We start from the raw sequence: 13,552 nt of genomic DNA, 5'->3' as shown, positions 1-13,552 counted from the left end.
CCTCCGGGTTACGGGAAGGTCAGCTTGAAGCTGTTGATGTAGCCGGTGTCGGCCCCGGCCTTGTCCTGGACGCGGAGCTTCCAGGCGCCGTTGGCGACCTCGGAGGAGGCGTTCACGGTGTAGGTCTGGGCGATGTTGTTGGCGCTGCCGCCGGTCCGGTTGTGCAGGTTGTAGACCGAGCCGTCGGGGGCGACGAGGTCGACGACGAGGTCACCGATGTAGGTGTGGACGATGTCCACGCCGACGGAGAGGTTGCTCGGCGCGTTGCCGGTGACGCCGGTGACGTTGACCGTCGAGGTCACCGCGGCCCCGGGGGAGTCCGGGATGGAGACGTCGGCGGTGTTCTCGAAGACCTTGCCGGTGGGCGGGGTGGTGCCCGGGCGGGTGCCGACGTTGACGGCGGCCCAGGCGTGCTGGACGGCGAGGGCCTCGGTGCTGCCGACGCCGTAGAGCTCCTCGGCCGCCGCGACCGTGCCGGTGCGGGCGCCCGCGTAGTTGGTGGACGAGGTCCACTTGGTGGTGAGGGCCTTGAACCAGATCAGCCGGGCCTTCTCGATGCCGATGCCGGTGACCGGCAGGCCGTCGGAGGTCGGCGAGTCGTAGGTCACGCCGTTGACGGTCTTGACGCCGCTGCCCTCGGAGAGCAGGTAGAAGAAGTGGTTCGCCGGGCCCGAGGAGTAGTGGACGTCGATCGAGCCGATGCCCGAGTACCACGCGTCCTTGGACGAGCCGTCCTTGCTGGGCTTGTCCATGTAGCGGAGCGGGGTGCCGTTGCCGCGGATGTCGATCTTCTCGCCGACGAGGTAGTCGCCCTTGTCGTTGGCGTTGTTGGCGTAGAACTCGACGGCCGCCGCGAAGATGTCCGAGGTGGCCTCGTTGAGGCCGCCGGACTCGCCGCTGTAGACGAGCTTGGCGGTCACCGAGGTGAGGCCGTGGGTCATCTCGTGGGCGGCCACGTCGATGGAGGTGAGCGGCTTGGCGTTGTTGGTGCCGTCGCCGTACGTCATGCAGAAGCAGGAGTCCTGCCAGAAGGCGTTGACGTAGGCGTTGCCGTAGTGGACCCGGGAGTACGCGCCGACGCCGTCGCCGCGGATGCCGCTGCGGCCGTGCACGTTCTTGTAGTAGTCCCAGGTGAGCGCGGCGCCGTAGTGCGCGTCGGCGCCGGCGGTCTCCGGGTTGGAGGCGGTGCCGTCGCCCCAGACGTCGTCCGAGCCGGAGAAGAGCGTCCCGGTGCCGGAGGTGCCCCGGTTGAGGTTGTACGTCTTGTGGTTGCCGCGGCCCGTGTCGGTCAGCGTGTACGAGGGCGCCGTGCCGAGCGTGACCTGGCCGCTGTACTGGGTGTTGCCCGTGCCGTTGTGCACGGCCTGCCACTCGTACAGCTTGGCGCCGGACTTGGCGTCGGTGACGACGTGCAGCTCGTTCGGCGTGCCGTCGTGCTGGAGGCCGCCGACGACGGTCTCGTACGCGAGGACGGGGGCGCCGTTCTGGCCCATCCAGACGACCTTGCGCGGGGCCTGCTCGCTCTTGGTGGCCTTCGAGCCCTCGGCGGCGGCGAGGCCGACGGCCTGCTTCTCCGCGGCGGCGGGGGCGACGGTGGCGGCGAGGTCGACGTTCTTCAGCTCCGCGCGGGAGGACTTGGAGACGCCGGTGGTGGCACCGGCCGCGGACTCGGCCACGATCAGGTCGCCGCCGAGGACCGGGAGGCCCGCGTAGGTGCGCTCGTAGCGCGTGTGGGTGGTGCCGTCGCGGTCCTGGACCACGTCGCGGACGACCAGCTTCTCCTGGCTGCCGAGGCCCAGCTCCTTGGCCGTGTCGGCCTTGACGGCGTCGGCGGCCTTGATCAGCGAGGTGCGCTCGGCCGGGGTGAGGTCGGCGGGCAGCTTGCCGGGGTTGACCTTGCCGGCTGACTGGGCCGCCGCGGGGGCGGCGGCGATGTCGGCGGAGGCGCTGCCGGCCTGGACGCCGACGGCGAGCATGGCGGCGGCGGCGACGAGCGCGCCGGTCGCGGTGGCGCGGCGGCTGGGCGTGGATCTCACGCGGACTCCTTTTGCGAGGGGGGTACCGAGCCGCTGGGTGGGCGGGCCGGGCGTTGCAAGCAGAGCGGTGAAGCACGATCGGGTGATGCGGCGAACGCGGTTGCGAGGAACCGGGGGAGAGACTGGCAGCTACCGCCGGTATCTGTCAGGAGCGCGTCAAGAAGTTGGCCGGAAGTCGTCCGCTGCGCGTAGGGTGGTGTTCGTTAACCGGACGTTTCATCGATCATGGACTGCCCGCCACCCGGCGTTCTCCGTGCGGGAATCCCTCCGCGGACCCTCATCCGGACCCGGCCCCTCCGCCCCGTGTCCCGCCCCTCGGACACGAGCCGCCTTTACCGAGGCGATGGCCGAAAACCTGCGGCTCGAACCCCGTGTTCCGCTCGGAGCCGGGTCCCGGGCGTCCCGCCGTGACGCGTGGCGGCCCGCCACCGGCCCCGTCGGCGCGGCCGGCGACCGGGCGCCGCCCGCGCCGTCACCCCGCCAGGGAGTCCCGCCACGCCCGGTGGAGGCCCGCGTAGCGGCCCTCGCCGCCCACCAGTTCCGCCGGGGTGCCGTCCTCGACGACCCGGCCGGCCTCCATCACCAGGACCCGGTCCGCGACCTCGACCGTGGACAGGCGGTGGGCGATGACCACCGCCGTACGGCCCGCCAGGACCGTGTCCATCGCGTGCTGCACCGCCCGCTCGCCCGGCACGTCCAGCGAACTCGTCGCCTCGTCCAGGATGAGCACCGCCGGATCCGCGAGGAGCGCCCGCGCGAAGGCCACCAGCTGCCGCTGACCCGCCGAGATCCGGCCGCCCCGCTTCCGCACGTCGGTGTCGTAGCCGTCCGGCAGCCCGGCGATGAACTCGTGCGCGCCGATCGCCTTCGCCGCCCGCTCGATCTCCTCCCGGGTGGCGTCCGGGCGGCCGATCGCGATGTTCTCCGCCACCGTCCCGGAGAACAGGAACGCCTCCTGCGTCACCATCACCACCCCGCGCCGCAGCTCCGGCGTCGCCAGCTCCCGCAGGTCCACGCCGTCCAGCAGCACCCGGCCGTCCGTCGGGTCGTAGAAGCGGGCCAGCAGCTTCGCCAGCGTCGACTTGCCCGCGCCGGTCGCGCCGACCACCGCCACCGTCTGCCCGGCCGGGATCCGCAGGGAGAAGCGGGGCAGCACCTCGCCGCCCGTCCGGTAGGCGAACCGCACCCCGTCGAAGACGACCTCCCGGCCCGGCGCCGTCCCGGCCCGCTCCGGCAGCTCCCGCGGCTCCGCCGCCTCCGGCACGCCCGGCTCCTGCGCCAGCAGGCCCGCGATCTTCGCGAGCGACGCGGCCGCCGACTCGTACGAGTTGAGGAACATCCCCAGCCGGTCGATCGGGTCGTACAGCCGCCGCACGTACAGCACCGCCGCCGCCAGCACGCCCAGCTCCAGCGAACCGCCCGCCACCCGGTAGGCGCCCCACAGGCACATCCCGGCCACCGCCGTGTTCGCCACCAGCCGCGAGCCCACCACGTAGCGGGCCATCTCCAGGAGCGCGTCGCCGTTGCTCCGCTCGTGCCGGTGGTTGAGCGACCCGAACTCCGCCCCGTTCGCCCGCTCCCGGCGGAACGCCCGGACCGGCCGGATCCCGTTCATCGTCTCCGCGAACTTCACGATCACCCCGGCGATCGCCGTCGACCGCTCCGCGTACACCGCCCCCGCCCGCCGCCGGTACATCCGCACCAGCAGGTACAGCGGCCCGAAGGAGGCCACCGCCACCGCGCCGATCCCCAGGTCCAGCCAGAGCAGCACCAGCGAGATCGACACGAACGACAGCACCACCCCGATCAGCTCCTGCAACCCCTCCGACAGCAGCTCCCGCAGCGACTCCACGTCCGTCGTCGACCGCGAGATCAGCCGCCCCGAGGTGTACCGCTCGTGGAAGTCCACGCTCAGCACCTGCGCGTGCCGGAAGATCCGCCCCCGCAGGTCGAGCAGCACGTCCTGGTTGATCCGCGCCGCGCCCCGCACGAAGACGTACTGGAGCGCGCCGGCGCCGACCGCGCACAGCAGGTAGCCCGCCGCCACCGCGACCAGCGGCCCGTGGTCCCCGGCCCGGAAGGCCGGCACCCCCCGGTCGATCGCGTACGCCACCAGCAGCGGGCCCGCCTGGACCGCCGCCTCCTTCACCAGCAGCACCAGCGCCGCCACCGCCACCCGGAACCGGTGCGCCGCCAGCAGCGAGCGCAGCAGCGCCCCGGTCGCCCCGCGCGGCGCCGGCAGGTCGTCCCGGTCGAACGGATCGCCCGGCCCGGACCCCTCCTCCCCGGCCGCCCGGGCGTCCTCCGCCGGCTGCGCGAGCGTGGTCTCCGTCATCGCTCCCCGTCTCCCGTCCCCACGGGTTCCCCGCCCGTGGACGCCCCCGACATCAGCCAGGCGTACTCGGCGCTGCTCCGCAGCAGCTCCTGATGGGTGCCGACCGCCGCGATCCGGCCCTCCGACAGCAGCGCCACCCGGTCGGCCAGCATCACCGTCGACGGCCGGTGCGCCACGACCAGCGCCGTCGTCTCCTTCAGCACCTCGCGCAGGGCCGCCTCCACCCGCGCCTCGGTGTGCACGTCCAGCGCCGACAGCGGATCGTCGAGCACCAGGAAGCGCGGCCGGCCGACGACCGCCCGGGCCAGCGCCAGCCGCTGCCGCTGCCCGCCCGACAGGCTCAGCCCCTGCTCCCCGACCCGCGTCCCGGCGCCCTCGGGCAGCCGCCCGACGAAACCGTCCGCCTGCGCGATCCCCAGCGCCCGCTCCAGCTCCGGCGCCCCGGCCGCCGCGTCCGCGCCCATCAGCACGTTCTCGCCGACGCTCGCCGAGAACAGGGTCGGCTCCTCGAAGGCCACCGACACCAGGGTCCGCAGCCGCTCCCGCTCCATCAGGGCGATGTCCTCGCCGTCCAGCAGGATCCGCCCCCCGTCCGCCTCGTGCAGCCGGGGCACCAGCGCGGTCAGCGTGGTCTTGCCGGAGCCGGTGGCCCCGACCAGCGCCAGCGTCTCGCCCGGCCGCACGTGCAGGTCGATGCCCCGCAGCACCGGCGGCGACCCGTCCGGCGCGTCCGGGTACCGGAACGACACGCCCTCGAACCGCAGTCCGTCGGCGGCCCCGTCCGCCGGCGGGCCGCCCGCGGGGGCGTCCCGCTCCTCCTCCGCGTCCATCACCTCGAAGTACCGCTCGGTCGCCGTCACCGCCTCCTGGCTCATCGCGAGCAGGAAGCCGATCGAGTCCACCGGCCAGCGCAGCGCGAGCGCCGTCGACAGGAAGGCCACCAGGGTGCCCGCCGACAGGTCGCCGTCCGCGACCCGCACGGAGCCGAGCACCAGCGCCGTGCCGATCGCCAGCTCCGGCAGGACCGTGATCAGCGCCCAGATCGTGGCGAGCAGCCGCGCCTTGGACAGCTCCGTGGAGCGCAGCAGTTCCGCGAGCCGGCGGAAGGACTCCGCCTGACTGCGGTTCCGGCCGAAGCCCTTGACGATCCGGATGCCGAGGACGCTCTCCTCCACCACCGTCGTCAGATCGCCCACCTGGTCCTGCGCGCGCCGCGCCACCACCCCGTACCGCCGCTCGAAGTACGAGCAGAGCACCGTCACCGGCACCACCGGCGTCAGCAGCACCAGGCCGAGCGACCAGTCCTGGGCGAGCAGCAGCGCGCAGCCCGCCACGATCGTCACGCCGTTGACGACCAGGAAGGTCAGCGGGAAGGCCAGGAACATCCGGACGATCATCAGGTCCGTGGTGCCGCGCGACAGCAGCTGCCCGGAGGCCCACCGGTCGTGGAAGGCGATCGGCAGCCGCTGGAGCCGGCCGTACAGGTCCTCCCGCATCCGCGCCTCGACCGAGGAGAGCGGCCGGGCCACCAGCCACCGCCGCAGGCCGAACAGCACGGCCTCGGTGATCCCGAGCAGCAGCAGGTAGAGCGCCCCCAGCCACACCCCGCCGGGGTCCCGGTCCGCGACCGGGCCGTCCACCAGCCACTTCAGGACCAGCGGGATGACCAGCGACAGGCAGGAGGCGACGACCGCGACGGCGGCGGCGGTGAAGAACCGCGCGCGCACGGGCCGGACGTACGGCCAGAGCCGCAGCAGCACGCTCACCGCCGAAGGGCGGGCGGGGCGGTCCTCGGGGGTGACAGGTTTCTCGGGCATCAGGTCCGACCCTACGAGTCACCACTGACACGCCTCACCCGATTTTCGCCGCGGAGCCCCTCCCGCGACCGGCGCGCCCGCCCCCCTCCGTAGGATCCCTGCCCTGTGCACGCATCAGGGGTGGGGAGTTACACCATGAGGACCCGGCAGAGATTCCGCGCGGCCGTCGCCGCGCTGCCGCTGCTGCTCGCCGTCGCCGGCTGCGAGAGCGGCGCCGAGAAGGCGGACGGCCCGGGGAGCGACGGCGCGACCCCGACCGCCTCCGCCTCCCGGCTGTCCGTCTTCGACGTGCCCGTGCAGAAGCAGCCCGCCGCGGCGGGGAGCGTGCTCGCGGACAGCGGGACGGCCCGCTTCACCACGACCGTCACCTACACGACGGCCGGGGGAAGGGCCGTGGAGCGGACCACCGGTGTCCTCGACTGGCGGAAGGACGCCGCCCGCGCGGAGCGGGTCCGCCAGGTGCCGGCCGGCTTCCCCGCCGCCGTCGCCGACGACCTGGGCCTCACGCCCGGCCTGACCGAACGGCACCGGTTCGCCGTCGAGGGGAACGAGGTCGGGTACCTCCCGGAGGGGGGCACCTGGCTGCGGTACGCCGCCTCCGACCCCAAGGAGTTCGCCGACGCCGCCGGTGGCCTCCTCGACCACGCGGGCGACGCCGCCCCGTGGGGGCGCACCCTCGCCGAGGTGCTGAAGGTGTCCTTCGCCCTCGACGACGAGGCGCTGCCGGGCGGCGGGCGCCGCTACCGGACGCAGGTCGACGGGCTGACGGCGCGGAGCGCACTGCCTTCCGCCGTCGCCGGACGCGTGGACGGGCAGGGCCCCACGCAGTCGGTCGTCGTCGACCTCGACCGCCAGGGCCGGCTCGTCCGGGCCGAGGCGGACTTCGGGAAGCTGCTCGCGGAGCTGCACGGCGGCGGGGGGCTGACCGGGCTGACCGGGCTCCGCGTCGAGCTCGCCCTCACCGGGCACGGCGGTCCGGTCACCGCCCTCGTCCCCGCCACCGAGCGCTTCGAGGCGGCGAAGTCGGTGCTCACGGCGATCGGGGAGGTGAAGCCGGGCGCCTGCGCTTCCACCGACACCGGCCTCGGCCACGCCGGCCTCGTCCGTGTCGTCCCCTGCGGCGGGGACGCCGACCTCAGGGTCTTCGGACAGCAGCGGATCGACGAGACCGTCCGGAACGCCGACCCCGAGGGGCTGGGCGACCGGTTCGCCGCCGACCGGTGCCGCGACGATCTGGGCGCGGCCCCTGCCGCGTGGACCGCCGGAGCCCGGCCCGCCGGCACGTTCCGGGTCTTCGGCGGCGAGAAGCTCGGCTACGGCTACACCGGCCCCGACGCCTCCGTCCGCGGCGACTTCACCTGCTACGTGAAGCTCCGCTGACGCCCCGCGGGCGGCCCCCTCACCCCGCCACCCGCAGCAGCACCACCGACCGCGCCCCCACCTCCAGCACCGTCCCGCCCGGGTGGAGCGTGGCCGGGGGCGTGGTCTGGTCGTCGAGGGCGGTGTCCAGGACGCGTTCGTAGGTCCGGGCCCAGGGCGGGCCAGGGAGGCGGAAGTCCAGGGGGCCGGGGCCCGCGTGGAGGACGGCGAGGAAGCTGTCGTCGAGGACCTGCTCGCCGCGCTCGTCCCGGCCCGGTATGTCCCGCCCGGACAGGTACAGGGCGAGCGTGGCGGAGGGGGCGTACCAGTCCCGCTCGGTCATCTCGGTGCCGTCGGGGCCGAACCAGGCGAGGTCCCGCAGCCCGTCCGCGCCCTGCGGCCGGCCGGAGAAGAAGGCGCGCCGGCGCAGCACCGGGTGGCGGTGGCGCAGGTCGAGCAGCCGCCGCGTCATGGCGAGGAGCTGGGCGCGGCCGGGGTCGTCCGGGAGCGACCAGTCCAGCCAGCTCGTCTCGTTGTCCTGGCAGTACGCGTTGTTGTTGCCGCCCTGGGTGCGGCCCATCTCGTCGCCCGCGACGAGCATCGGCACCCCGGTGGAGAGCAGCAGCGTGGTGAGCAGGTTGCGGAGCTGGCGGAGCCGGAGGGCGCCGACCTCCGGGTCGTCGGTCTCGCCCTCCGCCCCGCAGTTCCAGGAGCGGTTGTCGTGGGTGCCGTCCCGGTTGCCCTCGCCGTTGGCCTCGTTGTGCTTGCGCTCGTACGTGACGAGGTCGCGCAGGGTGAAGCCGTCGTGGGCGGTGACGAAGTTGACGGAGGCGTAGGGGCGGCGGCCGCCCCAGGCGTAGAGGTCGCTGGAGCCGGAGAGCCGGTAGCCGAGGTCCCGGACGTCGGGCAGCGCGCCGCGCCAGAAGTCCCGTACGGCGTCCCGGTAGCGGTCGTTCCACTCGGTCCACAGGGGTGGGAAGGAGCCGACCTGGTAGCCGCCGGCGCCCACGTCCCAGGGTTCGGCGATGAGCTTGACCCGGCGCAGCACCGGGTCCTGGGCGATGACCGCGAGGAACGGCGAGAGCATGTCGACGTCGTGCATGGAGCGGGCCAGCGCGGCCGCCAGGTCGAAGCGGAAGCCGTCGACGCCCATCTCGGTGACCCAGTAGCGCAGGCTGTCGGTGATGAGCCGGAGCACCTGCGGCTGGACGACGTGCAGGGTGTTGCCGCAGCCGGTGTAGTCGGCGTACCGGCGGGCGTCGGACTGGAGCCGGTAGTAGCCGCGGTTGTCGATGCCCTTGAGCGACAGCGTCGGCCCGAGCTCTCCGGCCTCGGCGGTGTGGTTGTAGACGACGTCGAGGATCACCTCGATGCCGGCCGCGTGCAGCGCCCGCACCATCCGCTTGAACTCGCCGACCTGCTGCCCGGTGGTGCCGGAGGAGGAGTAGCCGGCGTGCGGGGCGAAGTAGCCGATCGAGTTGTAGCCCCAGTAGTTGGTGAGGCCGCGGCGCAGCAGATGGTCCTCGTGGGCGAACTGGTGGACCGGCAGCAGCTCGACGGCCGTCACCCCGAGCCGTACGAGGTGGTCGACCGCGGCCGGGTGGGCGAGGCCCGCGTAGGTGCCCCGCAGGTGCTCGGGGATGCCCGGGTGGCGGGCGGTGAAGCCCTTGACGTGCACCTCGTAGATGACCGAGTCCTGCCAGGGCGTCTTGGGCCTGCGGTCGTCGGACCAGTCGTCGTCGTCCCGCACGACGACCCCCTTGGGGACGTGCGGGGCGGAGTCCCGCTCGTCGCGGACGGTGTCGGCGACGTGCTGCTGCGGCCAGTCCCGCACGTGGCCGTAGACCTCGGCGGGCAGCCGGAACTCGCCGTCGACGGCCCGCGCGTAGGGGTCGAGGAGCAGCTTGGCCGGGTTCCAGCGGGCGCCGGTCCACGGGTCCCAGCGCCCGTGCGCCCGGTAGCCGTACCGCTGGCCGGGGCCGACGCCGGGCACGAAGCCGTGCCAGATCTCGTGGGTGAGCTCGGTCAGCGGCAGCCGGGTCTCGGTGCCGTCGGGCGCGAAGAGGCAGAGCTCCACCGCCTCGGCGCCGCCCGCCCACAGTGCGAAGTTGGTGCCCCGGGTCCCGTCGGGGCCGGTCCGGCAGCGGGCCCCGAGCGGGGTGGGCGTCCCCGGCCACACCGGGGGCGCGGTCCGTTCCGGCGCGTGCTCCGGTACCGCCTGCTGTTCGGCTGTGCTCGACACCGCCCTGGCCTCCCGCGGCTCCGGCGGGGCCCGCGTGACGGGGCGGGGGCGTCCCGGCCCCTGCCCCGCGCGTCCTCCCGCACCTGGTGTACTCCCGGTCCTCCTCCCTGTTCTGCCCGCGCGGCCGTCCCCCCAACATGGCCCGCACGGACGTTTCCCCTGGAGGGGGGTCGTCGTTGGGCCACGCGTGACACGTGTACGGGAACGGGCCGGGCAACTCCTCGCGGTGGCGGGGCTCCTCGTGGGTCTCGCCGGCTGCACCGGATCGGACGGGGAAGGAGGCGTCGGCCCGGGTCTGCCGGGCGGTGCGAGGGCCCCCGGGGACGTGATCCGGGTCAGCCCGGAGGACGGCAGCCGGGCGGTCCCCGCGGACGGGCCGCTGGAGGTGCGGGTCGACAGCGGGCGGCTCGAACGGGTGAGCGTGACCCAGGTGGCGGACGGGCGCCGTTCGGCCGTCCGGGGCACGTTCTCGGCCGACGGGCTGCGCTGGCGGCCCTCCGACGGCACCCGGCTGGCGCTCGCCGCGAAGTACAGCGTGGACGCGGTGGCGCTCGACGCGCACGGCCGCCGCTCGGCCCGGCACACCACCTTCACCACGGTGGTGCCGGAGAGCCGGTTCATCGGCTACTTCACGCCGGAGAACCGCTCCACGGTCGGCGCCGGCATGATCGTCTCCTTCGGCTTCAACCGCCCGGTCGAGAACCGGGCCGCGGTGGAGCGGGCCATCCGGGTCACCGCCGATCCGCCGGTGGAGGTGGTCGGCCACTGGTTCGGCAAGGAGCGGCTCGACTTCCGCCCCGCCGAGTACTGGGCGGCCGGCACGAAGGTGACGGTCGAGCTCGGGCTGCGGGACGTCGAGGGCGCCCCCGGCGTCTACGGCATCCAGCGCAAGACGGTGGGCTTCACGGTCGGCCGGTCCCAGGTCTCCCTGGTCGACGCCGCCGCCCACACCATGGAGGTCCGCCGGGACGGGCGGCTGCTCGCCACCCTGCCGATCACCGCGGGCGCGCCGAAGACCACCACGTACAACGGGAAGATGGTGGTGACCGAGCTGTACGACGTGACCCGGATGAACGGCGCCACGGTCGGCTTCGGAGGCGAGTACGACATCAAGGACGTGCCGCACGCCATGCGGCTCACCGAGTCCGGCACCTTCATCCACGGCAACTACTGGGCCGACGCCTCCACCTTCGGTTCGGCCAACGTGAGCCACGGCTGCGTGGGGCTGCGGGACGTGAAGGGCGGCGGCGCCGACACCCCGGCGGGCTGGTTCTTCGACCGGAGCCTGATCGGCGACGTCGTCGAGGTGGTCAACTCCAAGGACCGGAAGGTCGCCCCGGACAACGGCCTGGGCGGCTGGAACCTGGACTGGAAGGGCTGGAAGGAGGGTTCCGCCCTCCGCTGACCCGGACCGGGCCCCGCTCCGGCCCCGGGACCCCGCCCGGGACCCCGCTCCGGCCCCGGTCACGGGGCCGTACGCGTGCCGCTCCCCGCCCGCCTCCGGTCCCGTGCCAACTGGGACTGAACGGTGACATTCGCGTGGAACTTTCGTGTCGTCCGGTGTGATTATCTAGCGCCGTGCGCGGGACGTGCGTACAGGGGGTGGGGCCCGGCCGGCAGCCGGGTCGTGCGAGGGGAGAAGACCATAGTGAACGGGCAGCCGATATCGGGGACGTCGGCGAGGCGCCGGGGCGTCCGCCTCGGGGCCCTGGCCACGGGGGCACTGCTGCTGGTCCTGACCGCCTGCGGCGGCGACCCGGCGAAGGACGACGCGGGAAGCGCCGGCGGGGCGGGCGGCCAGAAGACCGCGGCCCCGGACAACGCCGCCTCCCAGGCGGTCGTGACCGTCCTGCCGAAGGACGGCGCCGACTCGGTCGCCACCAGCGGGGCCCTCAAGGTCACCGCCGAGCAGGGCAAGCTGACGACCGTGACCGTCGCCGACTCCAAGGGCGGCGCGGTCGAGGGGAAGATCTCGGCGGACGGCGCGAGCTGGGAGCCGCTGGCCCACCTGTCGGGCGGCACCCAGTACAAGGTCCACGCGATCGCCGAGGACGCCGAGGGACGCGAGTCGGCGAAGGACACCACCTTCACCACCCTGGTCCCGAAGAACACCTTCATCGGCCACTACACGCCGGAGGCCGGGACGACCGTCGGCGTCGGCATGCCGGTCTCCATCAACTTCACCCGGGGCATCACCGACCCCGAGGCCGTGGAGAAGGCCATCAAGGTGACGGCCGAGCCGGCCGTCGAGATCGAGGGCCACTGGTTCGGCAACGACCGCCTCGACTTCCGTCCCGAGGAGTACTGGAAGGCCGGGACGAAGGTCACCGTCGAGCTGAACCTGGACGGCGTCGAGGGCCGCCCGGGCGTCTACGGCAAGCAGAAGAAGACGTACTCCTTCACCATCGGCCGCCGTCAGGTCTCCACGGTCGACGCGAGCGCCAAGACGATGAAGGTCGAGCGCGACGGCAAGATCATCAAGACCCTGCCGATCACCGCGGGCGCCCCGTCCACGACCACGTACAACGGTCAGATGGTCATCAGCGAGAAGTACAAGGTGACCCGGATGAACGGCGCCACCGTCGGCTTCGGCGGCGAGTACGACATCAAGGACGTGCCGCACGCCATGCGCCTGTCCACCTCCGGCACCTTCGTGCACGGCAACTACTGGGCCCCGAAGTCCACCTTCGGCTCCCAGAACGTCAGCCACGGCTGCGTCGGCCTCTCGGACACCCGGGGCGCGGGCGACGGCTCCACCCCGGCCGCCTGGTTCTTCGACCGCTCGATCATCGGTGACGTCGTCATCGTGAAGAACTCGAAGGACAAGCAGATCAAGCCGGAGAACGGCCTGAACGGCTGGAACATGACCTGGTCGGAGTGGACCGCGTAGGTCCCTCCCCGCCCGTACGGGCCCGGTGCCGAGCGCTCTGTGAGCAACGGCACCGGGCCCGTCGCCGTTAACGGCCACTAACCTCTCTCCCATGACTGTGAACCTCGAAGTCGCCGACGGCGTCGGCACGATCCGCCTCGACCGTCCGCCGATGAACGCCCTGGACATCGCCACCCAGGACCGGCTGCGCGAACTGGCCCAGGAGGCCACCGACCGCGACGACGTGCGGGCCGTGGTCCTCTACGGCGGCGAGAAGGTCTTCGCGGCCGGCGCGGACATCAAGGAGATGCAGGTCATGGACCACGTGGCCATGATCGAGCGGTCGCGCGCGCTCCAGGACTCCTTCACCGCCGTCGCCCGCATCCCCAAGCCGGTCGTCGCCGCCGTCACCGGGTACGCCCTCGGTGGCGGCTGCGAGCTCGCCCTCTGCGCCGACTACCGGATCGCCGGCGACAACGCCAAGCTCGGCCAGCCCGAGATCCTGCTCGGCCTGATCCCCGGCGCCGGCGGCACCCAGCGGCTCTCCCGCCTGATCGGCCCCTCCCGCGCCAAGGACCTCATCTTCACCGGCCGGATGGTGAAGGCCGACGAGGCGCTCACCCTCGGCCTGGTCGACCGGGTGGTCCCGGCCGCCGAGGTCTACGAGCAGGCGCACGCCTGGGCCGCGAAGCTCGCCCAGGGCCCGGCGGTGGCGCTGCGCGCCGCCAAGGAGGCGATCGACCAGGGCCTGGAGGCCGACATCGACACCGGCCTCGCCCTCGAACGCACCTGGTTCTCCGCGCTGTTCGCCACCGCGGACCGCGAGACCGGCATGCGCAGCTTCGTCGAGGAGGGCCCGGGCAAGGCCAAGTTCGCCTGACCGTCGGCCGGGCA

Annotated in this window: 8 protein-coding genes; 4 read left to right on the top strand and 4 right to left on the bottom strand. The window is 73.5% G+C overall.

The window, feature by feature from the left end; translation table 11 throughout:
- Window positions 1-8: 8 nt before the first annotated feature.
- The 3 genes from ACF1ED_RS04295 to ACF1ED_RS04285 form a co-directional block, all read right to left on the bottom strand.
- Window positions 9-2,036 (bottom strand): M4 family metallopeptidase, encoded by a 2,028-nt coding sequence (locus tag ACF1ED_RS04295; RefSeq protein ID WP_391756884.1) that lies wholly within the window; start codon window positions 2,034-2,036, stop codon window positions 9-11.
- A 472-nt stretch (window positions 2,037-2,508) separates the two neighbouring features.
- Window positions 2,509-4,371 (bottom strand): ABC transporter ATP-binding protein, encoded by a 1,863-nt coding sequence (locus tag ACF1ED_RS04290; RefSeq protein WP_391756883.1) that lies wholly within the window; start codon window positions 4,369-4,371, stop codon window positions 2,509-2,511.
- Entirely contained in the window at window positions 4,368-6,188 is a 1,821-nt protein-coding gene (locus tag ACF1ED_RS04285) for an ABC transporter ATP-binding protein (protein ID WP_391756882.1), read from the bottom strand. The genes ACF1ED_RS04290 and ACF1ED_RS04285 overlap by 4 nt, the downstream gene beginning before the upstream one ends.
- 135 nt (window positions 6,189-6,323) lie before the next feature.
- On the opposite strand from ACF1ED_RS04285, the gene ACF1ED_RS04280 reads away from it, so the two are divergent.
- Entirely contained in the window at window positions 6,324-7,568 is a 1,245-nt protein-coding gene (locus ACF1ED_RS04280) for a hypothetical protein (RefSeq protein WP_391756881.1), read from the top strand.
- A gap of 19 nt (window positions 7,569-7,587) precedes the next feature.
- Here ACF1ED_RS04280 and glgX read toward each other — a convergent pair whose 3' ends face one another.
- Entirely contained in the window at window positions 7,588-9,789 is a 2,202-nt protein-coding gene (gene glgX / locus ACF1ED_RS04275; RefSeq protein ID WP_391756880.1) for a glycogen debranching protein GlgX, read from the bottom strand.
- Window positions 9,790-9,976: 187 nt separating this feature from the next.
- Between glgX and ACF1ED_RS04270 the strand changes: the two genes are divergently transcribed.
- The 3 genes from ACF1ED_RS04270 to ACF1ED_RS04260 all read left to right on the top strand — a co-directional run bounded on the left by ACF1ED_RS04270 (window position 9,977) and on the right by ACF1ED_RS04260 (window position 13,538).
- Window positions 9,977-11,194, top strand: a complete 1,218-nt coding sequence (locus tag ACF1ED_RS04270; protein ID WP_391756879.1) for an Ig-like domain-containing protein — start codon at window positions 9,977-9,979, stop codon at window positions 11,192-11,194.
- 243 nt (window positions 11,195-11,437) lie between these two features.
- The gene (locus tag ACF1ED_RS04265) at window positions 11,438-12,679 is read left to right on the top strand and encodes an Ig-like domain-containing protein (RefSeq protein WP_391756878.1); all 1,242 of its coding nucleotides are present in this window, start codon (window positions 11,438-11,440) and stop codon (window positions 12,677-12,679) included.
- Between the two features lie 91 nt (window positions 12,680-12,770).
- A complete protein-coding gene (locus ACF1ED_RS04260; protein WP_391756877.1) occupies window positions 12,771-13,538 on the top strand; it encodes an enoyl-CoA hydratase/isomerase family protein in 768 nt (255 codons plus the stop codon).
- Window positions 13,539-13,552 lie beyond the last annotated feature (14 nt).

It is taken from the genome of Streptomyces sp. NPDC014656 (assembly GCF_043084305.1).
In the GTDB taxonomy this organism is placed as follows: Bacteria; Actinomycetota; Actinomycetes; order Streptomycetales; family Streptomycetaceae; genus Streptomyces.
The sequence above is the reverse complement of the archived record's forward strand: the minus strand, read 5'-3'. Positions and strand labels throughout refer to the sequence as shown.